Here is a 26,107-nt window from a genome sequence, read left to right as displayed (position 1 = left end):
ATTAATAGGAGGATTTTGATAATGATCAAGCTTTACGACAACGGTGTATATCTTGTAAACGGTTCTGAGATCGTTGAGGATAATGCACAGGCTTTAGATGCCGTTTTAGCAAAAACAGGCAAAAAAGTCACTAAGGAAGAGGCAGCTAAGGGTACTATGGCTTATGGTATTCTTGAAGCACACAATACTTCAGGCAACATGGAAAATCTTCAGATTAAGTTTGACAAACTTACTTCGCATGATATTACATTTGTAGGTATCATCCAGACAGCTCGTGCATCAGGACTTGAAAAGTTTCCTGTACCATATGTTCTCACAAACTGTCACAACAGTCTTTGTGCAGTAGGTGGAACTATCAATGAAGATGACCATATGTTTGGACTTACCTGTGCTAAGAAATATGGTGGAATGTATGTACCACCTCATCAGGCTGTCATACATCAGTTTGCAAGAGAGATGCTTGCAGGCGGCGGAAAGATGCTTCTTGGTTCTGATTCACATACACGCTATGGTGCACTTGGTACAATGGCTATGGGTGAGGGCGGACCGGAGCTTGTAAAACAGCTTTTGAACCGTACATATGATATTCCTATGCCGGGTGTCGTAGCAGTTTATCTTACAGGAAAGCCAAATAAGGGCGTGGGTCCTCAGGATGTGGCTCTTGCCATTATAGGAGCAGTATTTGGAAACGGCTATGTAAACAATAAAGTCATGGAATTTGTTGGTGATGGTGTTGCAAACCTCAGTGCTGATTTTAGAATAGGTATAGATGTTATGACAACGGAAACAACTTGTCTTTCATCAATCTGGACAACAGATGACAAGATAAAGGATTTCTATGATATTCACAAGCGTCCGCAGGATTTTAAGGAACTTAAGCCGGATGCAGTTGCTTATTATGACGGTATGGTATATGTTGATCTCAGCAAGATTAAGCCTATGATAGCAATGCCTTTCCATCCAAGCAATGTCTACACTATTGATGAACTTAACGCAAATCTTATGGATATTCTTGACGATGTTGAGAAGAAAGCACTTGTAAGTCTTGACAATAATAAGGTTAAATACACTCTCAAAGACAAGGTTCACAATGGCAGACTTTATGTAGAGCAGGGTGTCATTGCAGGATGTGCAGGCGGTGGATTTGAAAATATCTGTGATGCTGCTGATATTCTCCGTGGAAAATATATCGGTGCGGATGAGTTCTCTTTAAGTGTTTATCCGTCAAGCCAGCCTGTATTTATGGAACTTGTTAAAAACGGCAGGATTGCAGACCTTATGGAGACAGGTGCTACTATACGTTCGGCATTCTGTGGTCCTTGCTTTGGTGCAGGTGATGTTCCTCCAAACAATGGACTTTCTATCAGACATTCGACAAGAAACTTCCCTAACAGAGAGGGTTCTAAGGTCACAAGCGGTCAGATAGCATCAGTTGCACTTATGGATGCACGTTCTATTGCGGCAACAGCGGCAAACAAGGGTTATCTTACATCGGCAGAAAATGTGGATGTAGATTTCACAAAGCCTAAATACTTCTTTGACAGCACTATTTATGAGAACAGAGTTTACAATGGTGTTGGAAAACCGGATTCTGATGTTGAGATAAAATTTGGTCCAAACATCAAAGACTGGCCTGCAATGTCAGCACTAACCGATGATATTGTTATCAAAGTCGTTTCAGAGATACATGACCCGGTAACTACAACAGATGAGCTTATCCCATCAGGAGAAACTTCATCATTCCGTTCAAATCCTTTAGGACTTGCCGAGTTTACACTTTCCCGTAAAGACCCTGAGTATGTAGGTCGTGCAAAAGCAGTTGCAAAAGCTGAAAAGGCAAGAGTTGCGGGCGAAGATATATTTACAGCATGTCCTGAAGTAAAAGATGTATTTGAAAAGATAAATGCAAAATTTGATGTTAAGCCGGAAAATACACAGATTGGAAGTATGATATATGCCGTTAAGCCTGGTGATGGTTCTGCACGTGAGCAGGCAGCTTCATGTCAGAAAGTTCTCGGTGGTTTTGCAAATATTGCAAAAGAATATGCTACAAAGAGATACCGTTCAAATCTTATCAACTGGGGTATGCTCCCATTTATCTATGATGAGGACGAGCTTCCGTTCAAGAATGGAGACTACATCTTTGTAAAAGATATAAAGAAATCAGTTGAAGACAAGATTGACACTATCAAGGCATATGTTGTCGGTGATGAAATGAAAGAATTTGAGCTTCATCTTGGAAAACTTACAGATGCAGAGCGTGAGATAATCGTTAAGGGATGTCTTATCAATTACTACCGTTCGCAGATGTAATTGTATCTGAGCTATATATTGAAATATAAAGAATGTCTGTGATAAAAGATATTTTGTCACAAATTGATGTCATACATTGTCTATAAATGTGTGATATATGACTTTTAGTTTCAATACAGATAAATTTATAAATATTTAAAACTGTCATCCGGGATATATCTGATATATTTTGGATGGCAGTTTGTTATTTAAAAAAACGGAGAATATAAAAGATGAACAATATGAAAGTTAAATTTAAGAGCAGGCTTCTTATAAGTTTTCTCTTAGTCTCGCTTGTATTTTCGGGATGCCAGAATTTATCCGAGATAAGTGATAAATACAGCACTTCATCAGCGGGGTATGAAAGTTCTGTGCAAGACGACAGTTCAGAAAGCAGCAGTAATTCTAAAAATAATGCACTGTCTGGCAAGAGTGGACTTACACATACCTCGTATAATGGTGAGCCGTACGGAATAATTTCAAATAACAAACCTGATTTTACGAATAAGCAAAAGAAAAGCACGCAGATATTTGAAAATTACAGTGAACTTGACAGTCTTGGAAGATGCGGTGCTGCATTTGCCAATATATGTAAAGAACTTATGCCGGCTACAAAACGAACAGGTATCGGCATGATAAAACCGAGCGGCTGGCAGACTGCAAAATATGCAGGTATAGTTGATGGCAATTATCTCTATAACCGTTGCCATCTTATAGGTTTCCAGCTTGCAGGAGAAAATGCAAATGAGAAGAATCTCATTACCGGAACAAGATATATGAATGTGACGGGAATGCTGCCTTTTGAGGATGAAGTCGCAGATTATGTAAAGAGAACAAATAACCATGTTTTATATAGGGTTACTCCGGTATATAAGGGAAACAATCTTGTGGCTGAAGGAGTTAAGATGGAGGGTTACTCTGTTGAAGATAAAGGCAGGGGAGTATGCTTTAATGTCTTTGTGTATAATGTCCAGCCGAAGATAACTATAGATTATGCTACAGGAAAAAGCAGTCTGTCGGGAGATAAGAGCGAAAATAGTTCGGTGTCTGACAGAAAGAACGGTTATTCGTCAGCACGAAAAAAGGTTTCAAAAGTTCAAAGATATATATTAAATACAAATACGAAAAAATTTCATCTGCCATCATGTAGCAGTGTAAATGATACGCTGATAAAAAACAGAAAATCTTTTAAGGGTGATAGGGAAAAACTTATCAAGGAAGGATATGAACCTTGTAAGAGATGCAATCCGTAAGCGGTCTGTTATTTTAAACTTGCGTATTATCCTAAAAAAAGATATAATTAAAACTTAGAAATGTAATGTATTCTCGGAGTATTCTGAATGAAGAATTTCGAGATGGATTTTTGATATACAATAACATTTTCGCAATACATACAAAGTATGTATGCGTACAAGGTGTGTACGACGAGAAAATGGAAACAGTATATCAGAAATCCAGCCGAAATGACTCGTTTTGAGAAGATTCTGAGAGTACATATGTATAAAAAAGGAGAAAATTAATGGCAGCGGCTTCAAATAAAAGAATGACAAAAGAAAAAATTGAGGTCAACGATAAAAATAAAAAAGAAAATGAAAGTGTTTTTGAAAGCAATGCTTCAGGAAAAAGCAGACAGAAAACTTCGAGAGCGGGAGCTTCAAAAAAGGCAGGGCATCAGACAGCCGCAAAAACTACAACCAGAAAGAAAACACCGGTAAAGATAGATATTACACATCAGCGTAAAATTCAGGATGTGACTGAATACAGGGACAGGCTTGCATTTGAGACAGGAATTACACTTATTGTTATAGGAATAGTGGCAGTCTTTTTATATATCAGTTTCTTTGGACTTGGCGGAGTGGTCGGAAGAGTTTTTGGTGGAATTTGCTTTGGATTTTTCGGCTGGGCAGCATGGTTTATTCCTCTGGGGATATTTATAGGTTATATATTTACGATGGTAAACAGGGGTGACAGACGAGTTCCCAGAAAAATGGGAGGCATTATTGGAGCCTTTGTATGTATGCTGGCAATAACTGACCTTTTGACCGGAAAAGAGATTATAACTGAATACTATACTTCAAACCATGTTTTACATCATGGTTATTTTGAGTGCATGAATCTTACACTTCAGGATGTTCTTGAGAGTGGAAAGAGCAGCGGTGGTCTTATTGGAAGATGGATAAGTTCATTATTAACAAAAGTATGTGGTTCTGTCGGAGCGTGTATTTTGCTGTTTGCACTTTTGCTGCTAAGTTTTTTTGTCTTTGAGGGCATTGAGATTATGGCGGCACTTAGAAAAAGAAATGCATACAGAGAAGAAATGGAAAGATTGTATGGAGAAGTAAAAGATGAAATTGATTTTAGTGAGCCGTCATATACCGTGCTTAGAGGAAAAACAGCAATTAGTCCGTTTGGTGAGCGAAGCAGGTGTAAAGAGGAAAAACAGGAAGAAACAGACATACGCAAAAAGTACAGCCATGCAAGTAAAAATAATATAAAAAACAAGAACAAATTTGATTATGTTGAGAGAGTACGGGAAAATTCAGATAATGTTATGCAGTCGGTTGATCTTAAAATGATGGGAAAGTTTCTTGATGAACAGAAAAAGAAGCAATCCATTAAAGAAAAAACAAAAAAAGAAAATAAAATAAACAAAGCAGCGGATGTAAGTGAGATTATAAAGGACAGTAACGAAACAGAAAGTATAAGTGACAAAAGCAGTGCAGATACTCAAAATCAAAAGAAAGATACGATTTTAAAAAGCGGTAGTACACTTAATGCTTCTGATTTAAAATCATATGAAAAAAAGCCTGATAAAGAACCGATTCCAATATTCAGGGAAGAGATGAACCAGAAATTTGGTAGAGGTTTTGGGAGTAGTTTAAAACAGCAGGATTCTCCAAAAAATGATACAATAGTAAATGAGAGTACCGCATATGAGAACTCTGCTTTTTCTAAAGATTATAAACCTGAAATAATAAAGGCGGACAAAGAAGAGGAAGAACGCAGGAAAGCGGCAGAAGAAGCGTCGGCAGCTTCTATGCAGGATTTTGAAACTCAAAAATATGACGATACACAAGTAGAAAAGCATTTTAAAGACGAAAACGATAAAGAGACAGTAGTAGACATCGATGATACTGCGGTAGAAAAAACAGAAGTGGATATGAGTGATGCGGCTGAAAAAGATAAAATGGAAGTCGGTGAAAATCTGTATTCATATGATACCACACAGGTAGAAAGTTATGATACACAGACAGATGTTGAAGCCGAAAATGTGAGTGCAGAGGAAAATAACGATGGCGATGATAATGATAATTATAATGATAATGCACTGTTTATAGAACCGAAAGAAGCAGTTTCTTATAAAAAGCCTGAAAGAGCTGATAAACACGGAAAGTTTGGCGGTGATGACTATGTTTCGGCATCAGAGTCATTTAATGCACTGAACAAGACAAAAGTGGAAGAACCTGTTATAGAGAGGGCATATGCATTTCCACCGATAGAGCTTCTCGGTGAGCCGGTACATAATAATGATTCATTAAGTGACACTGAACTTAGAGAGACTGCTCAAAAATTACAGGATACATTAAAAAGTTTTAATGTTGATGTAAAAATGGGTGCTGTTACCTGTGGTCCTACAGTAACGAGATATGAACTTTTACCTGAACAGGGTGTGAGAGTAAACAAGATTACCAAGCTCACTGATGATATAAAGTTAAGCCTTGCAGCGCAGAGTATCCGTATAGAAGCACCTATACCGGGGAAATCGGCAGTTGGCATCGAGGTTCCAAATCCTACACCAAGTTCTGTTTATTTCAGGGAACTTCTTGAGGGAGAGGCATTTGAAAAAGCTAAGTCACCGCTGACTTTTGCGGTAGGTAAGGACATATCAGGAAAACTTATCCTTACAGATATAGGTAAAATGCCGCATCTTCTTATTGCGGGTGCAACCGGTTCCGGAAAATCAGTATGCATAAATACGCTTATAATGAGTATTTTATATAAATCCGATCCAAATGATGTCAAACTTATAATGATAGATCCTAAGGTTGTTGAACTTAGCGTATATAATGGAATCCCTCATCTTATGTGTCCGGTAGTGACGGATGCAAAAGAGGCAGCCGCAACGCTTAACTGGGCAGTTAGGGAGATGAGTGACAGATATAATAAATTTACGGAGCTTGGTGTGAGAAATATTGCAGGATATAATGATAAGATAAAGAAAGTTGAAAATCCTGAAAAGGCGGGCTTTGCAAAGATGCCGTACATAGTTGTTATAGTTGACGAGTTTGCCGACCTTATGATGGTTGCATCAAAAGATGTTGAAGATGCAGTATGCCGTCTTGCACAGCTTGCCAGAGCCGCAGGTATTCATTTGGTGCTCGCAACACAGCGTCCGTCAGTAAATGTTATAACAGGTACGATTAAGGCAAATATACCGTCAAGAATAGCATTTTCGGTATCATCTGCTATAGATTCAAGAACAATACTTGACAGGGGTGGTGCAGAAAAACTGCTGGGAAAAGGTGATATGCTTTTCTTCCCATCGGGTTATTCAGAACCTATCAGAGTGCAGGGAGCATTTGTCACGGATGAGGAAGTCAGTGATGTAGTCGAGTTCCTTAAAAATAACAATGAAGAACCGCAGTATAACGACAAGGTTACTGAAATTGTTGAGGATGAAACAAATGATTCAAAAGACTCTGACAGGGATTCAAAATCTGACAGAGATGAATATTTTGAGGAGGCGGGCAGATTTGTCATAGAGTCTGACAGAGCTGCTGCCGGACAGCTTCAGAGAAAATTTTCAATTGGATTTAACAGGGCAGGAAGGATAATAGACCAGCTTCATGATGCGGGAGTTGTAGGCCCGGCAGAGGGAACAAAACCCCGTAAGGTGCTTATGAGCAAAAATGAATTTGAAATGATGCTTGGCAATGCACCGGAGCCGGTATCTGACGAGGAGATAGATGCTATCTCAGAAAAATTCGGACAGGATTCGGAGAGATTTGTGCAGCAGTAAAGTAAACAGCTATTTATTATAATACAGTTTAGAAAAGAGGAAAAAATGGGAAACAACATAAATGATGGATATGCAGACAGTAACAGGTTTTCGGATAAAGCACTGCTTATCTATAATGATTTTTTGCACAGCGGCAAATTTCTAACGCATTATAAATGGCTTAAAAACGCCGCCGAGACTTACGATATAAAGCTTGAACTCATGGGAAATTCCGAATTTCTGTGTTCGTATGGAACTTCTTTTGACAAAGAGCTTATCGAAACTCTTGGAAAATACAGGTTTATCCTTTTCTGGGATAAAGACATAAGACTTGGAAAGAAGTTCACGAACATATGCAAAAAGATTAACATTCCTATTTATAACAATATCCGTGCGATAGCTGACTGTGATGATAAATCCGCAACATATGAAAAGATAGGGCAGTGGAATGACTGCCACGATACTTTGGAGCAGATAAAAATGATTCCGACGATAGTTGCACCTATGACATACGAAAATATAGGATATACGGACATGAATTTTTTGGATAAAGTTGCTGAAAAGTTTGGTTTTCCGCTTGTGATAAAAGAATGTTTTGGTTCATTTGGTATGCAGGTATATATGGCTCATGATATGGATGAACTTAAAAAGAGAGTCAGTGATATAGGCGGAAAACCTATGATATTTCAGAAGTTTATAGAAAAAAGCAGTGGATTTGATGTAAGACTTCAGGTCGTAGGTGATGAAGTGGTGGCTGCAATGTACCGATATACAGATGATGGAGATTTCAGAGCCAATATAACGCATGGCGGTAAGATGAAAAGTTATGAACCGGATGCAAGTGAGATAAAGCTTGCGACTGATACGGTAAAGGCGCTAGGACTTGATTTTGCCGGAGTTGACCTATTGTTTTCAAATGGTGCAGATATGCCTGCCGATACGGTATGTGAGGTAAACTCAAATGCTCATTTTAAAAATATATTTGAGTGCACAGGCGTAAATGTTGCTGATGAAATAATGAAATATATAATGTCACGATGAAAATGCATACAAAACATAGGTTTGAGATAGCTTTTGATAAATAGTACCTTTATAATTAGAAATTAAAATTGTTTATATAAACAGAATGGAGAACAAGTGAAAACGGCATATATTATTTATTATGATAAAGAAGCTCAGAAAAACAGCGGTTTTATAGAAATGCTTATGACAGAGTTTTTTAAATATGATATAGTTTTAGAATATGTATCTTACGAAGTCACGGCTGCAATGTCCGGCGATGTGTTTAAAAACAGTTTTAATGATGCTGTTTTTGTTATAAACCGCACAAGGGAGTACAGGCTAAGCAAAAGATTTGAAGATATAGATATAAAAGTTTTTCATTCCTCTAAGATAACTGAACTTGGAAATAACAAATACAAGACTTACTGTTATCTGAAAGATTATTTTAAAAGAAAAGGTTTTGAACCGGAAAATCAAAAAGAATGGATAGCAGATACGGTTTTTGTAAAAGCCGATGAGCTAAAACAGACAACAGATAAATACAACGGAAATGATTATGTGATTAAATCTGTTGACGGACACGGCGGCAGTGAAGTTTTTCTGTTGGAAAGTTGTGTATATGAAAAGCTTAAGGGACATGACTGCATCTTGCAAAAACGCATAGACAGTGACAGCAACGATATAAGGGTTTACATATTATTTGGCGAGATATATGCGGCGGTATTAAGGCATGGAACAGACGGTTTTAAGTCAAATTTTTCTCTTGGTGGAAGTGTCTCAGAATATTTTCCGGATGAAAAACAGCGTAATTTTATCAGAAATTTTATTGAAGCTTTCGGAAAAGATGAGCTTAAAATGGCAGGAATAGATTTTATACTTACAAAAGACGGCAGACTTATTTTTAATGAACTGGAAGAAATGGTCGGTTCACGAATGTTGTATAATTGTTCAAAACATGATATAGTAAAAGAATATGTAGAACTTGTACAACGAAAATTAAATCTTTAATAATTGATACTTCATGCTCAATGTATCAAAAATTTAATTTCTATTGTACTAATTTCAAAAAATGAAGTAAATATTCTGTGATAATTGCAGAATATTTAAGAGACAAAAATTATTTACAAATAATATTGCATTATTTTATAAAATACGATGATTATGGCATCTATGTATTTTATGCGAAGAAATATGCAGGAAAGAGGGTACAGAATGAAAAGTGATATTGAAATTGCACAGGAGGCAAAACTTATTCATATTCGTGAGATTGCAAAACAGCTTGGAATTGCAGAGGATGACTTAGAGTTTTATGGCAAATACAAAGCAAAAATTTCAGATGAACTTTGGGAACAGGTAAAAGACAGGGAAGATGGTAAGCTTGTTCTTGTCACAGCCATAAATCCAACACCGGCAGGTGAGGGAAAGACAACAACATCTGTTGGTATCGGTCAGGCTATGGCAAAGCTTGGGAAAAAAGCAGCTATTGCACTTCGTGAGCCGTCACTTGGACCTTGCTTTGGTATAAAAGGCGGGGCAGCCGGTGGCGGATATGCACAGGTTGTACCTATGGAAGACTTAAATCTTCATTTTACTGGAGATTTTCATGCGATAACATCGGCAAACAATCTTTTGGCAGCTATGCTTGATAATCATATCAAACAGGGCAATAAACTCGGGATTGATACAAACCAGGTAGTATGGAAACGCTGTATGGATATGAATGACCGTGTTCTCAGAAATATTGTGGTAGGACTTGGAAGACCGGTAGACGGTGTTGTTAGAGAAGACCACTTTATCATATCTGTTGCTTCAGAGATTATGGCTATACTCTGTCTTGCCGACAATATGAAAGATTTAAAAGACAGGCTTGGCAGAATGATAGTTGCATACAATTATGAGGGAAAGCCTGTTACTGCGTCTGAGTTAAATGCAGTCGGAGCTATGGCGGCACTTTTAAAAGATGCCATCAAACCAAATATGGTTCAGACATTGGAGCATACACCTGCATTTGTGCATGGAGGACCTTTTGCAAATATAGCACACGGATGTAACAGCGTGCGTGCAACAAAGACAGCACTTAAACTTGCAGACTATACTATTACTGAGGCAGGTTTTGGTGCGGACCTCGGTGCAGAAAAATTCTTCGACATAAAATGCCGCATGGCAGGTCTTAAACCTGATGCAGTTGTACTTGTGGCAACAGTAAGAGCATTAAAATACAATGGCGGAGTACCAAAAGATAAACTTTCAGAAGAAAATCTTGACGCATTGAAGAAAGGTATCGTAAACCTTGAAAAACATATTGAAAATGTTGCTAAATTTGGAGTTCCTTGCGTTGTTACACTCAACAGATTTGTGACGGATTCAGATGCTGAACTTGAATATGTAAAGAATTTCTGCGAGGAGCGAAATTGTGACTTCGCACTCTCAGAAGTCTGGGAGAAAGGCGGAGAAGGCGGAGTTGAACTTTGCAAGAAGATTATCAACACACTTGAGACAAAAGAAAGCCATTTCAAACCGCTCTATGATATAAATCTTTCTATTAGAGAAAAGATTGAGACTATTGCAAAAGAGATTTACGGTGCTGCTAGTGTTACCTATGACGCAGCCGCTGCAAAATCCATTGACAGACTTGAAGAACTCGGTTATGGAAATACACCTATCTGTATGGCAAAAAACCAGTATTCATTATCTGATGATGCAAAGAAGCTTGGAAGACCTGAAAACTTCAATATAAATATCCGTGAGGTTTATGTCTCAGCCGGTGCAGGTTTTGTCGTTGCAATCACGGGAACTGTCATGACAATGCCGGGACTTCCGCTTCATCCGGCCGCTGAGAGGATAGATGTAAATGATGATGGAGTTATTATCGGATTATCATAAGTCTGACAATGTTTAGACACAATAAAAATGTATGATATATGAAAAACAAAATAACAAAATTGTCAAATTTCAAAAAGGTTACTATTATACAGCTATGTATGTGGTAACGAAAGACGAAAAGGAGTGCAGGTCTTTTAGAACTGCACTCCTTGAGTTTATCATAGGGAGGTTTTAGATGAAGTTTATCATTTATATAAAAGAAAGGACCGGTTTATTTTTGATGCTTATGGTAATCGGTGTAATCCTTTCTTACAGTGGAACGGAACACGCATCGGCACAGAATGTATATGTTGATGACCAGGGCTTTTATTATACGGAAAATACGGATGGAACATTTAATGTTGCGGCATATCAGGGAGAGGGAGGTTCAGTGACTATACCTGAGCGTCTTAATGATGGACAGGTTGTTTCGATTCTTGATGGAGTGTTTTATAAGAATTCTACTATTACAAATATTTATATTCCGGATACGATAACAACCATAGGAATAGATGCATTTGGTTATTGTACTAAATTAAAAAGTGTAAGACTTCCGCAAAAACTCACTGCCATTCCTATGGAGTGTTTTGTTTATTGCTCTTCATTGACAAAAATCACGCTGCCGTCATCATGCAGCCAGATAGGATATAATGCATTTTCAGCCTGCAAAAATCTTTATCAGGTAAATGTGACAAAAAATGTTAAGTCGATAACATCTTCATCATTTACTGATTGCAATAAAAAAAGACTTACGATAGTTGCACCTAAAAATTCATATGCGGTAAAATATGCAAAAAAATACAGTATAATGACAACCACTTCAAAGGCTACAAAGCTTTCAAATAAAAGTAAGAGTATGATAGCAAAAGAAAAGTTTCAGCTTTATTTGTATAATCCGTCAAAGAGCATAAAATGGAAAAGTAATCACTCGTCGATTGCATCTGTAAACAGCAGCGGAAAGATTACCGCAAAAAAGAATGGAAAGGTTACCATAACTGCGATTTGCAATGGTAAAAGTTACAGTTGTAAGATTACGGTTAAAGCTAAAACAAACAGTTCAACATTGCGTGTCATATATAAGCAGTATGTAAAACCGGGCATGAGTGATTATGAAAAGGTAGTTGCCGCACACAAATGGCTTATACAGAATGTTAAGTATGACAAAAGACTTTATACGACCGGAACAGTCCCTTATGTAAGCCATACGGCAAAAGGTGCGTTTAAATACGGAGTAGCGGTTTGTGATGGTTATTCAAAGGCATTTATGACGATTATGGAGCATTATAATATTCCGTGCATGATGGTAACCGGAGGTCAGCACGCATGGAATCTCGTCAAGATAAAAAATAAATGGTATCATGTTGACTGTACCTATGATGATCCTATTGTAAACTGGAGTTTTAATAATACTCATGTATATAAGACATATTTTTTGAAAACAGATGCGTATATGGCAAAGGACCATACATGGCTTAAAAAGTATTTTCCTAAGGCAAAATCTACATCAGTTGATAAAAATTATAGGACAAAATAGATTTTTAATAGTATGTTAGCTGTTATTGAAGCATATCAGGAGTGGGACAAGCTGCTTTACTGAAAGCGAAAAAAACACCCCAAAAAGCATTGTTTATATGTAATGTTTTTTGGGGTGTTTTAATAAAAATATGTTTTTAATAATACTACCTGTATAATGTGATAATAAGCACATAAATGTGGTGCAGTATTAAGAGTATCTAATTAGTTTCCTTTAAATTTGGACTCGCAGTAAACACATCTGTATATTCTGTGTTCACGGTTTGTAAGCTTAAATTTGTGTGGAAGTTCCTGCTCTATGGATGTTATGCAGCGTGGGTTTTTACATTTTATTATGTTTGTTACCGTTTCCGGTAATTCAAGCAAATGCTTTCCGACTATTTTATTATCTTTTATAATATTGATAGTAATCTTATGGTCAAGAACTCCTAATACATTCAGGTCTATATTGAGATTACCTTCGATTTTGATTATGTCTTTTTTGCCCATTTTATTGCTTTTGGCATTTTTAATGATAGCAACCTGGCAGTCCATTTTTTCGAGATTGAGATATTCATATATCTTCATGGCTCCGCCCGGCTGTATATGGTCTATAACGATTCCTTCTTTTAAACCGCTGATATTAAGCATGGTATAATTCCCCTTTCTTTATTTTCTGATATGGCTTAGCATTTATCTTTAAGACCGAGCAATGTAATGATAAGTGCCATTCTTGCATATACTCCATAGTGAACCTGTTCAAAATAAACAGCTCTCGGATCATCATCGACATCAGTAGATATTTCGTTTACACGCGGGAGAGGATGGAGAACATACATATCATCCCTTGCCAGTTTCATTTTTTCACGGTCAAGTATGAAGCTGTCTTTTAATCGTATGTAATCTTCCTCGTTGAAGAAGCGTTCACGCTGAACCCTTGTCATGTAGAGAATATCAAGTTCGGGCATATATTTTTCAAGCTCATTAGTCTCTACATATTCAATATTCTTTGCGTCTAAGACTTCCTGTCTGAGATAATCAGGTATCTTCAGTTCGTTTGGAGATATGAGAATAAAGCGTACATTTTCATATCTTACCATTGCATTGATAAGAGAGTGTACCGTACGGCCAAACTTAAGATCTCCGCACATACCTATAGTCATATTGTCAAGACGGCCTTTGAGGGATTTGATAGTAAGAAGATCTGTAAGTGTCTGGGTCGGATGATTGTGACCGCCGTCACCTGCGTTTATAACAGGAATTTTAGAGTACATTGATGCAACTGTAGGTGCACCTTCTTTAGGATGGCGCATGGCACATATGTCGGCAAATGACGAAATAACTCTGATAGTATCTGCGACACTCTCTCCTTTTGACGCTGAGCTTGAATCAGCCGAAGAAAAACCAAGTACCTTACCACCGAGATTAAGCATTGCTGATTCAAAACTAAGACGGGTTCTTGTACTTGGTTCGTAAAATAAAGTGGCTAATTTCTTTCCATCACATACATGGGAATATTTTTCAGGATTCTGCATAATAGCTTGTCCTAAGGATAAAATTTCATCTAATTCTTCAATAGATAGATCAAGTGGACTTATTAAATGTCTCATGGTTACCCCCTATAAAATGTATTTTTCTAATTTTACTACAATGATTAAAAGTATTCAATAGTGATAAATAAAAAAATGAAAAAAATTGTAACAGTTCAGCCATAAAAAGGTAATTGGCAATACAATGAGCTTGTTCATTGTATTGTTAAGTACCTTTTTATGGTAGAATAGCCTTTCATTTCTGAAATGAAATAAACATAAGCTGCATAGCAGCGACTGACAGCTCGCTGGCAGGTTTATGAATGTAAGAAATGCAAGGCTGAACTGTTACAAAAAATATAACAGTTCAGCCATAAAAATTGAATTTAATTTATTGAAATGGGAAATCTTATCAATAGCAGATATTGATTTATCAGAATGGTTAGTGTAAGCTAACTATCGAAAAGACTTGTATCAGGCGTACATGAATATAAGTCGGTGTTTTAGTTCGTAAAGTCATTGCGTGCAGATGGTTCAATATCTGCTGTAATATATTTGCGGTATCAATTATATTCTGTTACAAACTAATAGCTATAGTACGCAGAAAAGAGGTAATGATGACATATTTAGAGATTGAAAAGGTAGTAGGCAGAGAAATTCTTGATTCAAGAGGAAATCCGACAGTTGAGGCAGAGGTCCATCTTATTGATGGAACAGTAGGCAGGGGAACAGCACCGTCCGGGGCATCGACAGGTGAATTTGAGGCACTTGAATTAAGAGACGGGGATAAAGAAAGATATTTAGGCAAAGGTGTCACAAAGGCGGTAGCAAATATTAACACAACAATTAATGATGTGCTTGCCGGAATGGACGCATCAGATATTTATGCCATTGATGCCGCAATGATAAAGGCTGACGGAACAAAGGGAAAGACAAAACTTGGTGCAAATGCTATTTTGGCGGTATCTATCGCCTGCTGCCGTGCGGCAGGCACAGCACTTGAAATTCCTCTCTACAGATTTTTAGGTGGAATTTCAGGAAATAAACTTCCGGTTCCTATGATGAACATCGTAAACGGCGGCTGCCATGCACTTTCGTCAGGACTTGATGTTCAGGAATTTATGATAATGCCTGTCGGAGCACCTTCATTTAAAGAGTGTCTCCGCTGGTGTGCAGAGGTATTTCATGCGTTAGCAGCTATCCTTAAGGAGAGAGGACTTGCAACTTCAGTAGGTGATGAGGGAGGATTTGCTCCTGCTCTTAAATCTGATGAGGAAGCTATCGAGACTATTCTTGAAGCCGTTAAAAAAGCTGGTTATGAACCTGGAAAAGATTTCCGCATCGCAATGGATGCCGCTTCATCTGAGTGGAAAACAGGTACAGTCGGAGAATATAAACTTCCAAAGGCTGGAACTGTCTATACATCTGAACAGCTTATTGAGCATTGGAAATCTCTTGTAGAAAAATATCCTATTATCTCAATCGAGGATGCACTTGACGAAGAAGACTGGGAAGGCTGGCAGAAACTCACAAAAGAACTTGGTGACAAGGTTCAGCTTGTCGGTGATGACCTTTTTGTCACAAACACTGAAAGACTTTCAAAAGGTATTCAACTCGGCTGCGGAAATTCAATCCTTATCAAGCTAAATCAGATTGGTTCTGTTTCAGAGACGCTTGAAGCGATTAAGATGGCTCACAAGGCAGGATATACGGCTATAAGTTCACATCGTTCAGGTGAAACTGCCGACACGACTATTGCAGACCTTGCCGTTGCTTTAAATACCTGCCAGATAAAGACAGGTGCTCCAAGCAGAAGTGAGCGTGTCGCTAAGTATAACCAGCTTCTCCGTATTGAAGAAGAACTCGGCGAGAGTGCGGTATATCCGGGAATGGATGCGTTTAATGTAAAATAAAATGTAGTGTTTCTGTCATAAAAAGTGGCTGGAAATACAACAAACTTATGTAAATCAAAATCCACTCTTGAAAAAACAAAATAAAAGTAATAAGATAGGCAGGGGCAAAAAGTTAATTTTTGCTCTTGTTTGTCTTTGTATAGAAAAAATGAAGGATAAAAACTTGTATTTTCGGATAATTAAGTGTTGATTTTATATATTTTGAAAGGATTTTGATAAAAATGAGTAGTGTTACAGTTAAGAAAAATAAACAGATGGATATGTTAAATGGAAGTCTGACGGATAAGATACTTATATTTGCGATACCTATAGCACTTAGCAGTATATTACAGCAGATGTTCAATGCCGTTGATGTGGCGGTGGTCGGAAGATTTGCGAGTAGTACGGCACAGGCGGCAGTCGGCGGAAACGGAGCACTTATAAATCTGCTGTTAAATCTTTTTATAGGGATTTCAGTCGGTGCAAATGTTGTCATTGCAAAATACATAGGACAGGGCAGGACTAACAGGATAAAAGGTGCGGTGCATACGGCAATGCTCATTGCATTTTTTAGCGGTATCATATTGCTTGTACTTGGTATCTCAGTTGCAAAGCCGATACTTGAGCTTATGGGAACACCTTACGATGTTATAGACCAGGCGGTGCTTTATCTGAGGATATATTTTGCAGGAATGCCGTTTATAATGGTTTATAACTTTGGGGCTTCAATATTAAGAAGTATCGGGGATACCAAAAGACCGCTTATCTGTCTTGTTGTTGCAGGAGTGACAAATGCCGCAATAAACCTTATACTGGTAATCGTTTTTCACATGGGTGTTGCAGGTGTAGGTATAGGAACTGTTGTTTCAAATATGATAAGTTCTTCTATGGTCGTCTATTTCCTCATAAAAGAAAAAGACCCTATAAAACTTTATCCGAGAGAACTTAAGATACATAAGATAGAACTTATAAGAATGTTAAAGATAGGTGTGCCGGCTGGACTTCAGTCAATGGTATTTTCATTTGCAAATGTGTTTATACAGGCAGAGTTAAACAAATACGGCTCAGATGCGGTTGCGGGTTCGGCAGCAGGTCTTAATTACGAATATATAGCATACTTTATGATTTCGGCTTTCAATCAGGCAACGATGACATTTACAAGCCAGAACTTTGGTGCGAAAAAATATGACAGGTGCAAGAAAATATACAGAATAACAATGACACTTGCGGTAGCCGTCACCATAATAATGTGCGGATGTTTTCTGTTGTGGAAAGGATTTTTTATAGGGATATTCACATCAGAGCCCAAAGTAGCACATTATGCGTCAGTAAGAATGATGCATCTTTTAAGCTTTTATTTCCTTATCCCTACATATGAGATAGCAGGTTCAACATTAAGAGGAATGGGATACTCTATGACACCTGCTGTTATAACGGTGTTTGGAACATGTGTTTTCAGACTTGCATGGATTTATACCGTGTGCAGAAAGTTTAAAGGTTTTGAAGTCCTGATGAATGTTTATCCGGTTTCATGGGTTATAACAGGCTCACTGGTGCTTTTGAGTTATTATGTCATAAGAAGAAAGGTATTTAACAACAATAATGCAGGATAATAACTCAGATTTAGCGGTATTTCAGATATTCAATAAATTTCTTTGTTGCAAGTGATGCGTTTTTGCTGCTTTTTAGTGCAAGACCTATCTGTCTTTTTGCCGGGACATTAAGAGGTCTTGTCACGATATTAAAAGGTTTTTTTTGCAATATAAGCTCAGGCAGGATACTTACACCGAGTCCATGTTCGACCATTGACATGATGGCATAGTCATCCCATGTCGTAAATTGTGTATTCGGTGTAATATTATTTTCCTTAAAGATTTCAGAGATTTCAGTGTTTTTATCTTTTTCAAGCAGCATAAAGGGTTCCTTTGAAAGGTCTTTCAAAGGAATTTTATCATATTTTAGAAGTGGATGTTTATTTGGCAGTATCGCAAGAAAAGCATCCTCCTCAAGAAAAATTGTTTCGATTCCAGGAGAAGCGGGCAGACAGATAAAACCGCAATCGACACGACCGTCTGTTATCCAGCTCTCTATCTCATCGTAATCACCGATAAGAAGTTCATATTCAATATTCGGATAATCCTTTTTAAATTCCATTATGATATTTGGAAGCCAGTAGGTCGCGACACTTGAGAAGGTACCTATTCTTATAATGCCTGATGAGAGGTCATTTAAGTTGTCGGCTTCCATCTGTAATCTGTCAAAATCATCACACAGTTTCTTGGCAAAAGGAAGAAGTCTTAATCCGTCAGATGTAGGTTTTACACCGGAATGGTCTCTTTCAAGTAAACACATATTCCACTCCTTTTCAAGGTCCCCAATCATTCTGCTGATGCCCGACTGGGAATAATTTAAAATTTCCGATGCTTTAGTAAAACTTCCATATTCAACTGTTTTGACAAACGACATATATTTCTGAATGTTCATTTCCATAATGGTATTTCTCCGTTCGTATTTATTTAACACTATCAATAAAGCAGCAGAGTGAATTGCAAATATCCGCCTGACTATAAGCCACTCGCACCACAGATGTGAACAGTAACACTTTTTATCATAGATAAATATATATTTTGGAGATAATGCTTGTCAAGTCTTTATCATGATGATAAAGCGTAACAGTTCAGCCATAAAAAGATAATTGGCAATACAATGAGCTTGTTCATTGTATTGCCAATTATCTTTTTATGGTAGAATAGCCTTTCATTTCTGAAATGAAATAAACAAAAGCTGCAAAGCAGCGACTGACAGCTCGCTGGCAGGTTTATGAATGTAAGAAATGAAAGGCTGAACTGTTACGATAGAGCAGAAGGAGAAAATAACAAACTTGACATATCAAAAAAATGGTGTATTATATAAAATGCAACTTGGTTGCAAATGCAAATGAATTGCAAATTTAAAATTAAGGAGTAAAAGATTATGTTTGAAGTAATAGAAGATACACTTATCGATGGTGTGAAACTTGTACCGTTTTTATTTATCACATATCTTTTTATGGAAATTCTTGAACATAAAATGAATAATAATCTCAAAGAAAAGATTGCGAAAGCCGGAAAGACCGGTCCCGTATGGGGAGGCATTTTAGGTGTGATACCACAGTGCGGATTTTCAACAGCGGCGGCGAGTCTTTATTCGGGAGGTATCATAACAGTCGGAACGCTTATTGCCGTATTTATGTCAACCTCTGATGAGATGTTACCTATACTTATATCGAGAGAAGTATCAGTCGCAACAATATTGAGAATATTAGGTACAAAAGTGGCTATTGCAGTAATCACAGGTCTTGTGGCAGAATATTTTTATATAAAGATATTTATGAAAAAAGAAAGAGAACCGGATATTCATATAGTATGTGAGGAAGAACACTGCCATTGTGAAGACGGTTCGTTTATTTCGGCAGTAAAGCATACTGTTAAGATTGCAATATATATTATCCTTATCTCATTTGTGTTAAATCTGATAACACATTTCTGGGGGATTGAAAATATCAAAGGACTTTTTTCGGCAATGCCAATGTTAGAACAGTTTTTGTCTGCCCTTGTCGGTCTTATACCAAACTGTGCTTCGTCTGTCGTAATAACTGAATTTTATCTTGACGGAGTTATAAGTGCAGGTGCGATGATGGCAGGACTTCTTGTAAATGCAGGAGTCGGTATGCTGGTGCTTTTTAGATTGAACAGGCATATAAAACAAAATCTTAGTATAGTAGGAGTGATGTATATTCTCGGAGTATTCTGGGGAGTTTTCATACAGATTTTTGGAATAACATTCTGACATCTTTATTATGAACTTTTTATACGGAGGATAGTGTGAAAAATCCATATATGCAGGATTTTAGCGTGGAAAATCCGATTTTTCACACTCAAGATTTGTGTCTGCACACACTTGACACAAACCTGATATGCACAAAAATGCGTGTGCAGAAATGAGGATAAATATGCAGGGATATTCAACACCAAGCAGAAAAAGAATATTAGAGTATCTTGAAAAAAATAAAAACAGAACAGTCACGGCGGCTGATATAGAAAATTATCTTATCGAAAAAGAATGTGCCGTAAATAAGACAACAATTTACAGATTTTTAGACAAACTGATAATCGAAAAAAAGATAGTAAAATATGCTGCCGAAAAAGGAAAAAAGGCTACATTCCAGTATATTGAGGACGGACACCATTGCGAAAAACATCTGCATCTTCAATGTATAAAATGTGGCAGGATATTTCATCTTGAATGTGAGTTTATGGATGAGATAGCTGCACATATACAGAGTGAGCACGGATTTTTTATAGAATGTAAAAGGTCGATAATATATGGAACCTGCATGGAGTGTGCCAATGCACAGTCGCAGGTGTGAACAAGCGTTGTGAGTATGCTTTACATTGGAACGGTTCAATGATAAAATATATTTAACGCTGTCAGGAAAGTGCCACACTTTTATTGTGCACATCAGCTTGACTTACATTTTAGAGCATTGGAGGAACAGATTTATGAAGAAATTTGAACAGTTTAAAAGTGCATATGAGTCTATTGTGCGAAATAATAAAATTGGTGATTTTTCAGAAGTATATGTTTCTGCCATAACATCTGATTTTGACAGGCTGTTTGAGCTTGCATGGAAAACAATGAAAGAATATATGTATAAAAATTTAGGGATGCAGGCGGCAAAAACAGGCTCTCCAAAGGAAATCTTAAGTCTGGCTCACAATCAGGGGATAATAAAAGATGGTGCCGTCTGGCTTGAGATGCTGCAAAACAGAAATGATGATGCCCATATATACAGATTGTCGGTTGCCGTAATATATAAAAGCAAGATAGAAGAAGTATATCTGGGATATATGAAAGAACTTATAGATTATTTTAAAGATGTAATACCTGACGAACAGATACAGGCAGCAAAGGTGTCGGAGGATTTGCTTGAAGAATCAAAAATAAAAGGTGTTCCATTATGGGAGTTAGCCGTAAAAGAAGCAAAAAAACAGGATGTGTCTGTTGATTATATTGTCGAGCATTGGAAAAAGCCATAAGTTAAATAAAGTGTTATTATCTGTACTTAAGTATGAGCAGTAATGATAAATTGGAGGTTAAAAATGTCGTTAGAAGATGTTGATTTAGAAGCAGGGATATTATCGGATTTACAAAAACTGGCGGCAAAGTTTCATTTGAAAGAACTTATTATTTTTGGTTCAAGGGCTGATGGAACTGCGAGTGATGTTTCGGATGTTGACCTTGCCGTAAAAGGCTATGGTTCGCCGATGGTGCGGGCAGACTTTGAGGAAGCGGTTAAAAATCTGCCGGTATTACTTATGTTTGATATTGTTGATTATGACAGTATATTAGTCAGTGATGTTTTGCGAAAAGAAATAGATGAAAAAGGGATATTATTGTATCAAAATACATTTTAGATAGATCAGGAGGAAAACAACAATGAATTTTTATATGCCTACACAGGTGTTTCAGGAAAAAAATGCAGTAAAGAAAAATGGTGCAAAGATTGCATCGTTTGGTAAGAAAGCACTTATAGTAACAGGTAAGTCATCATCAAAAAAGAATCATTCACTTCAGGATGTTATAGATGTACTTAACGAAAATGCAACGGAGTATGTTATATTTGATGAAGTTCCACAAAATCCGTCTGTTGAGCTTATAATGAAAGCAAGCGAGTTCGGAAGAAATGAGGGGGCAGACTTTGTTATCGGAATAGGCGGCGGTTCGCCGATGGATTCTGCAAAGGCGATAGCACTTATGATACAGAACAGGGATACGACAGAGGAAGTGCTTTACCAGAATTTAGAACTGCGTGCGATTCCGGTTGTTGAAATTCCTACAACCTGCGGAACAGGTTCAGAAGTTACACCGTATGCGATACTTACAAGACATGACAAAAACACAAAACAGAGTATCAGCCATAAGATTTATCCGGAACTTGCCTGCATAGACCCTGAATATCTTGCGGCAGCACCGGAAAGTGTTATTAAAAATACTGCTGTAGATGCCCTCGGTCATATGGTGGAAAGTTATTTTAACTCAAAGGCAACTGATTTTAGCAAAATGCTCTGTCAGTATGGAATTTCAGTATGGGCAGAAAATATTCCGGTACTTCTCGGCGAGGAGGCAGACTTTGAAGCATATGATTCGCTTATGCTCGCATCATGTCTCGCAGGAATGGCTATAACCCACACCGGAACATCAATTCCACACGGACTCAGCTATTATCTTACATATAACAAAGACATACCACACGGAAAAGCAGTAGGTTTATTCCTGCCTGGCTATCTTAAAGTCATTCAGAAGGAAATGCCTGACGAGGTAGCAGATTTCCTTGCAGTGCTTGGATTTGATGAATTAGAGCAGTTTGCATTTCTTATAAAACAGCTTCTCGGTGATTATGAGATTACAAAAGAAGATATAGAGAAGATGACGGACGAGATAATGGCAACACCTAGAAAATTAAATGCCGTTCCGTTTAAGGTTACAAGGGAAGATGTAGAGGATATGGCGGCTTATCTGGCTTAAATTTTTGGAAATGGAGAGATACGATGCAGCAGGATGAAATTATTTTGAGAAAAGGGATAGTACATATTCTTGATGGTGAGCTTGGCTATCCCGTTTATTCGGAGCAGCAGCTTGACATTACACCGGATCTTAACGAATTTTTTACCGGGCATATTTTTAAGATAATGTCAGGTGACGATATGAAGAAATGCTATTTTGATGAGGAAAGTTCTGATATTTACAAGCTGCTTAAAGATTTTTCGGAGGACGATTTTATAGATTTCAGCAAGGATATTACAAAAAGACTTTACGATATAATGAACAGCAACCTCGCTATCCCATCGGCTGATCTTGCCGTTTTGTCGTTCAGTCTACACAGCGTTATGTATCTTGCCATTTTAAAAATGAATTATAAAGAGAGTTTTGTTCACATGACGCAGGCAGAGGAGAGCGGTAATGTAAACAGTATTATTAAATACCGCTCGACGCTCCCTGCATCTTCATCAAAACTTTCAGAAGCGGTTATAATAAACCTTGGCGATTATACGGTCAATATAATAGAGAAAAAATATGAGGTAAACGGAGAAAAATGTAATTATCTTTCTGAGCTTTATCTTAACTGCCATGCAGCTATGTCGTCCAAGTCAAAACTTGCTATAGTCACAAAAGCGGTTGAGCAGGTCAATAAAAAGCATTTTGAGGAAGAACCTGTTAAGCAGATGGAGGCTAAACGCATTATAAAGAAAGAAATCGAGGAGACAGGTGCGGTCAATGTAGAAAAGATAAGCGAAAAGCTTTATGGCAAAACTCCTGATATAAAAGAAGAATTTGATGCAAAAATGGAAAAATATCATATGGAAAAAGCCGAAGTAAAACCACAGAGCAGTGCAACGACAAAGAAATTTGAAAAACAGTTTTTAAAGACAGATACCGGAATAGAGATAAATATTCCAATGGAACAGTATCAGGATATAAATCAGGTTGAATTTATATCAAATCCTGACGGAACTATATCGGTTATGATAAAGAATATCAATAAAATATCAACCAGATAAAATTATAGTGATATTGTTTAAATTATGGGATGGCTGATAATTATAAAACAGACCTGGCTAATTATAAAGAGAATTTAGTTTTAAGCGATAAATGATTTTTATTTAAAAAAGTGCAAAATGGATTATTAGAAGAAGATAAGCTAAAAAGAATGGAGAAAAATAATGTTTCGTTTGTGGGCAAAGAAATTTAAAGACAACAGGATGTTAGATGATATTACGATAACCGACCCGTCAAAAGAGAAAAACAGAACAAAAAAGGTGTTTGACAGTCTGGACGAGGTATGCTATACATTTGACCTCGGTCGTCCGATATGGCTTGATAAAAATATAAAAGAATTTAAAAAGATGGATAAAACACGCTTTGACAGTGATAATTTTATCGAGGGAATAGATTTTGACTATCTGGAAATTCATGTTATAGAGGAAGACGAGATTTGGGAGTAAATATTTTCAGAATTGAAAATATTGTAATAAAAAGTGAGTTAGGACAGATTTTGGTGATTTGTATAAAATATAGCTGCTGAATACGGATTTTGTTTTTAAATTATAAACAGGAGGGTGCATATGGCGAAAGTTGTAAGTATAGGAAATCAGAGTTTTGAATCGATACGAGAAAAAGATAATTTTTATGTAGATAAAACATTATTTATAAGAGAATGGTGGGATAGCGATGATGCAGTAACACTTATAACACGCCCACGCCGTTTTGGAAAAACATTAAATATGAATATGCTTGAATGTTTTTTCTCAAACAAATATAAAGACAGAGGGGATTTGTTCGATGGTCTTGAAATATGGAGAGACGAAAAATATCGTGAATTACAGGGAACATATCCGGTGATATTTTTAAGTTTTGCAAGTATAAAACAGGTTAGGTACGATGAGACGGTTATAAAGATAAAAGATGAGCTTATAAGAATATATAATGAATATGATTATATAATGAAAAGTGGTATATATAATGCAAATGAAAAAATGCAATATCAATCTGTGTGCGTTGGCATGAGTGATACTGTGGCGCAGGAGGCATTGAAAAACCTTTCAAATTATCTTAGCCGATATTATGGCAAAAAAGTAATTATTCTTCTTGATGAATATGACACGCCTATGCAGGAAGCATATGTAAATGGTTACTGGGAGGAACTTGTAGGATTTACAAGAAGTCTTTTTAATTCTACTTTTAAGACAAACCCATATTTAGAGCGAGCAATAATGACAGGTATAACGAGAGTATCGAAAGAAAGTATTTTTAGCGACCTCAATAATTTAAAAGTTATCACGGTAACAAGTGATGAGTATTCAAAATGCTTTGGTTTTACGGAAGATGAAGTTTTTGCGGCACTTGAAGAACAGGGACTTTCAAGCGAAAAAGAAAAAGTAAAATTATGGTATGACGGATTTACATTTGGTGAAAGCAGGGATATATATAATCCGTGGTCGATAATCAACTTTCTTGACGAAAAGAAATATAAAACTTATTGGGCAGATTCAAGTTCAAATGGACTTATAAACAGCTTAGTAAAAACAGGCAGTTCGTATATAAAAATAATGATGGAAACACTCCTTAAGGGAGAAACGATAGATGTGCCGATAGACGAGCAGATAGTGTTTTCGGAACTTGATTATTCAGAAGATGCCGTGTGGAGTCTGATGCTTGCAAGTGGCTATATTAAAGTAATATCGTCAGATGAGCTTACAGGTGACCGAAGAAAGGCAGTTGTATATAAACTTGCACTTACAAATTTTGAAATACAGCTTATGTTTGAAAATATGATACTCAGATGGTTCAGTCCTGCAAAAATGGAAACAAATGAGTTTATAAGAGCACTCATAAATGGCGATATAGAATCAATGAATGATTATATGAATGATGTAGCACTAAAAACTTTCAGTTCATTTGACTCAGGAAAACATACATCAGAGAAAAAAGCCCCAGAGAATTTTTTCCACGGCTTTGTACTCGGTCTTATGGTCGACCAGACAGAAAACTATATCATAACCTCAAACCGTGAGAGCGGTTACGGACGATACGATATAATGCTTGAACCGATAGATAAAACAAATGAAAAATATCCGGGCATCGTAATAGAATTTAAAGTAATAAATCCAAGAAAAGAAAACACACTTGAAGAAACAGTCGCATCGGCATTAGAGCAGATAGAAGAAAAGAATTATGATGCAGAGCTTATAAAAAGAGGAGTAAAAGAAGAAAACATTCATCACTATGGTTTTGCGTTTAAAGGTAAAGAAGTGCTGATAGACGGACGGTAACAGTTCAGCCGTAAAAAGAAAAATAAGACACTTCCATATACTTTTGGTCTGATACGGTAGTATTTGAGCATAGTATGTGGAAGTGTCCTTTTTATTAACATAAAAAACACTCCGTGAGGATGTGCATTTTGCGGAAAAGAAATAAAT

20 protein-coding genes are annotated in these 26,107 nt (G+C 37.0%); 17 read left to right on the top strand and 3 right to left on the bottom strand.

Annotated elements, in window-relative coordinates:
- Positions 1-21: 21 nt before the first annotated feature.
- From DWZ63_RS05270 to DWZ63_RS05240, 7 genes are all read left to right on the top strand, one after another.
- Positions 22-2,313: a hydratase gene (locus DWZ63_RS05270; RefSeq protein ID WP_055942025.1), complete on the top strand. Its 2,292-nt coding sequence runs from the start codon at positions 22-24 to the stop codon at positions 2,311-2,313.
- Positions 2,314-2,525: 212 nt separating this feature from the next.
- A complete protein-coding gene (locus tag DWZ63_RS05265; RefSeq protein ID WP_243020489.1) occupies positions 2,526-3,545 on the top strand; it encodes a DNA/RNA non-specific endonuclease in 1,020 nt (339 codons plus the stop codon).
- A 266-nt stretch (positions 3,546-3,811) separates the two neighbouring features.
- Positions 3,812-7,312, top strand: coding sequence for a DNA translocase FtsK (locus tag DWZ63_RS05260; protein ID WP_243020488.1), 3,501 nt, complete (start codon positions 3,812-3,814; stop codon positions 7,310-7,312).
- 45 nt (positions 7,313-7,357) lie between these two features.
- Complete coding sequence (locus DWZ63_RS05255; RefSeq protein WP_118498979.1) at positions 7,358-8,332, top strand: RimK family alpha-L-glutamate ligase; 975 nt, start codon at positions 7,358-7,360, stop codon at positions 8,330-8,332.
- A gap of 96 nt (positions 8,333-8,428) precedes the next feature.
- Positions 8,429-9,301, top strand: coding sequence for an ATP-grasp domain-containing protein (locus DWZ63_RS05250; protein WP_055942016.1), 873 nt, complete (start codon positions 8,429-8,431; stop codon positions 9,299-9,301).
- A 204-nt stretch (positions 9,302-9,505) separates the two neighbouring features.
- Entirely contained in the window at positions 9,506-11,176 is a 1,671-nt protein-coding gene (locus tag DWZ63_RS05245) for a formate--tetrahydrofolate ligase (RefSeq protein WP_118498977.1), read from the top strand.
- A gap of 175 nt (positions 11,177-11,351) precedes the next feature.
- Positions 11,352-12,689 (top strand): leucine-rich repeat protein, encoded by a 1,338-nt coding sequence (locus DWZ63_RS05240; RefSeq protein ID WP_118498975.1) that lies wholly within the window; start codon positions 11,352-11,354, stop codon positions 12,687-12,689.
- A gap of 203 nt (positions 12,690-12,892) precedes the next feature.
- Here DWZ63_RS05240 and DWZ63_RS05235 read toward each other — a convergent pair whose 3' ends face one another.
- On the bottom strand, positions 12,893-13,318 hold the full coding sequence (locus DWZ63_RS05235) for an aspartate carbamoyltransferase regulatory subunit (protein ID WP_022015545.1): 426 nt from the start codon (positions 13,316-13,318) through the stop codon (positions 12,893-12,895).
- Between the two features lie 35 nt (positions 13,319-13,353).
- Complete coding sequence (pyrB, locus tag DWZ63_RS05230) at positions 13,354-14,277, bottom strand: aspartate carbamoyltransferase (RefSeq protein WP_055942011.1); 924 nt, start codon at positions 14,275-14,277, stop codon at positions 13,354-13,356.
- 536 nt (positions 14,278-14,813) lie between these two features.
- Between pyrB and eno the strand changes: the two genes are divergently transcribed.
- Together eno and DWZ63_RS05220 are read left to right on the top strand one after the other, a co-directional pair.
- Positions 14,814-16,109, top strand: coding sequence for a phosphopyruvate hydratase (eno, locus tag DWZ63_RS05225; RefSeq protein WP_055942008.1), 1,296 nt, complete (start codon positions 14,814-14,816; stop codon positions 16,107-16,109).
- A 221-nt stretch (positions 16,110-16,330) separates the two neighbouring features.
- Entirely contained in the window at positions 16,331-17,701 is a 1,371-nt protein-coding gene (locus DWZ63_RS05220) for an MATE family efflux transporter (protein ID WP_243020487.1), read from the top strand.
- Positions 17,702-17,711: 10 nt separating this feature from the next.
- On the opposite strand, the gene DWZ63_RS05215 is transcribed toward DWZ63_RS05220, so the two are convergent.
- Positions 17,712-18,578 (bottom strand): LysR family transcriptional regulator, encoded by an 867-nt coding sequence (locus DWZ63_RS05215; RefSeq protein WP_022015549.1) that lies wholly within the window; start codon positions 18,576-18,578, stop codon positions 17,712-17,714.
- A gap of 483 nt (positions 18,579-19,061) precedes the next feature.
- On the opposite strand from DWZ63_RS05215, the gene DWZ63_RS05210 reads away from it, so the two are divergent.
- The 8 genes from DWZ63_RS05210 to DWZ63_RS05175 all read left to right on the top strand — a co-directional run bounded on the left by DWZ63_RS05210 (position 19,062) and on the right by DWZ63_RS05175 (position 25,960).
- Entirely contained in the window at positions 19,062-19,916 is an 855-nt protein-coding gene (locus tag DWZ63_RS05210) for a putative manganese transporter (protein WP_118498973.1), read from the top strand.
- A 163-nt stretch (positions 19,917-20,079) separates the two neighbouring features.
- A complete protein-coding gene (locus DWZ63_RS05205; protein ID WP_022015551.1) occupies positions 20,080-20,496 on the top strand; it encodes a transcriptional repressor in 417 nt (138 codons plus the stop codon).
- A 133-nt stretch (positions 20,497-20,629) separates the two neighbouring features.
- A complete protein-coding gene (locus DWZ63_RS05200; protein ID WP_055942001.1) occupies positions 20,630-21,166 on the top strand; it encodes an HI0074 family nucleotidyltransferase substrate-binding subunit in 537 nt (178 codons plus the stop codon).
- A 63-nt stretch (positions 21,167-21,229) separates the two neighbouring features.
- A complete protein-coding gene (locus tag DWZ63_RS05195; RefSeq protein ID WP_022015553.1) occupies positions 21,230-21,544 on the top strand; it encodes a nucleotidyltransferase domain-containing protein in 315 nt (104 codons plus the stop codon).
- Between the two features lie 22 nt (positions 21,545-21,566).
- Positions 21,567-22,655, top strand: a complete 1,089-nt coding sequence (locus tag DWZ63_RS05190; RefSeq protein WP_055941999.1) for an iron-containing alcohol dehydrogenase family protein — start codon at positions 21,567-21,569, stop codon at positions 22,653-22,655.
- A gap of 23 nt (positions 22,656-22,678) precedes the next feature.
- Positions 22,679-23,689: a nucleoid-associated protein gene (locus DWZ63_RS05185; protein WP_118498969.1), complete on the top strand. Its 1,011-nt coding sequence runs from the start codon at positions 22,679-22,681 to the stop codon at positions 23,687-23,689.
- 162 nt (positions 23,690-23,851) lie between these two features.
- On the top strand, positions 23,852-24,133 hold the full coding sequence (locus DWZ63_RS05180) for a hypothetical protein (RefSeq protein ID WP_022015556.1): 282 nt from the start codon (positions 23,852-23,854) through the stop codon (positions 24,131-24,133).
- 120 nt (positions 24,134-24,253) lie between these two features.
- Positions 24,254-25,960: an AAA family ATPase gene (locus DWZ63_RS05175; protein WP_055941994.1), complete on the top strand. Its 1,707-nt coding sequence runs from the start codon at positions 24,254-24,256 to the stop codon at positions 25,958-25,960.
- Positions 25,961-26,107 lie beyond the last annotated feature (147 nt).

The organism is Clostridium sp. AF34-13, from assembly GCF_003477845.1.
In the GTDB taxonomy this organism is placed as follows: Bacteria; Bacillota; Clostridia; order Lachnospirales; family Lachnospiraceae; genus Butyribacter; species Butyribacter intestini.
This window is presented reverse-complemented; position numbering and strand designations above follow the sequence as displayed.

What these genes read in the sequence shown, in the direction of transcription:
- DWZ63_RS05205 (WP_022015551.1), top strand. Translation starts at nt 20,080, where the DNA reads ATGCAGGGATATTCAACACCAAGCAGAAAAAGAATATTAGAGTATCTT.
- DWZ63_RS05270 (WP_055942025.1), top strand. Translation starts at nt 22, where the DNA reads ATGATCAAGCTTTACGACAACGGTGTATATCTTGTAAACGGTTCTGAG.
- DWZ63_RS05195 (WP_022015553.1), top strand. Translation starts at nt 21,230, where the DNA reads ATGTCGTTAGAAGATGTTGATTTAGAAGCAGGGATATTATCGGATTTA.
- DWZ63_RS05180 (WP_022015556.1), top strand. Translation starts at nt 23,852, where the DNA reads ATGTTTCGTTTGTGGGCAAAGAAATTTAAAGACAACAGGATGTTAGAT.
- DWZ63_RS05245 (WP_118498977.1), top strand. Translation starts at nt 9,506, where the DNA reads ATGAAAAGTGATATTGAAATTGCACAGGAGGCAAAACTTATTCATATT.
- DWZ63_RS05220 (WP_243020487.1), top strand. Translation starts at nt 16,331, where the DNA reads ATGAGTAGTGTTACAGTTAAGAAAAATAAACAGATGGATATGTTAAAT.
- DWZ63_RS05175 (WP_055941994.1), top strand. Translation starts at nt 24,254, where the DNA reads ATGGCGAAAGTTGTAAGTATAGGAAATCAGAGTTTTGAATCGATACGA.
- DWZ63_RS05255 (WP_118498979.1), top strand. Translation starts at nt 7,358, where the DNA reads ATGGGAAACAACATAAATGATGGATATGCAGACAGTAACAGGTTTTCG.
- DWZ63_RS05200 (WP_055942001.1), top strand. Translation starts at nt 20,630, where the DNA reads ATGAAGAAATTTGAACAGTTTAAAAGTGCATATGAGTCTATTGTGCGA.
- DWZ63_RS05240 (WP_118498975.1), top strand. Translation starts at nt 11,352, where the DNA reads ATGAAGTTTATCATTTATATAAAAGAAAGGACCGGTTTATTTTTGATG.
- DWZ63_RS05210 (WP_118498973.1), top strand. Translation starts at nt 19,062, where the DNA reads ATGTTTGAAGTAATAGAAGATACACTTATCGATGGTGTGAAACTTGTA.
- DWZ63_RS05265 (WP_243020489.1), top strand. Translation starts at nt 2,526, where the DNA reads ATGAACAATATGAAAGTTAAATTTAAGAGCAGGCTTCTTATAAGTTTT.
- DWZ63_RS05215 (WP_022015549.1), bottom strand. Translation starts at nt 18,578, where the DNA reads ATGGAAATGAACATTCAGAAATATATGTCGTTTGTCAAAACAGTTGAA.
- DWZ63_RS05235 (WP_022015545.1), bottom strand. Translation starts at nt 13,318, where the DNA reads ATGCTTAATATCAGCGGTTTAAAAGAAGGAATCGTTATAGACCATATA.
- eno (WP_055942008.1), top strand. Translation starts at nt 14,814, where the DNA reads ATGACATATTTAGAGATTGAAAAGGTAGTAGGCAGAGAAATTCTTGAT.
- DWZ63_RS05190 (WP_055941999.1), top strand. Translation starts at nt 21,567, where the DNA reads ATGAATTTTTATATGCCTACACAGGTGTTTCAGGAAAAAAATGCAGTA.
- DWZ63_RS05185 (WP_118498969.1), top strand. Translation starts at nt 22,679, where the DNA reads ATGCAGCAGGATGAAATTATTTTGAGAAAAGGGATAGTACATATTCTT.
- DWZ63_RS05260 (WP_243020488.1), top strand. Translation starts at nt 3,812, where the DNA reads ATGGCAGCGGCTTCAAATAAAAGAATGACAAAAGAAAAAATTGAGGTC.
- pyrB (WP_055942011.1), bottom strand. Translation starts at nt 14,277, where the DNA reads ATGAGACATTTAATAAGTCCACTTGATCTATCTATTGAAGAATTAGAT.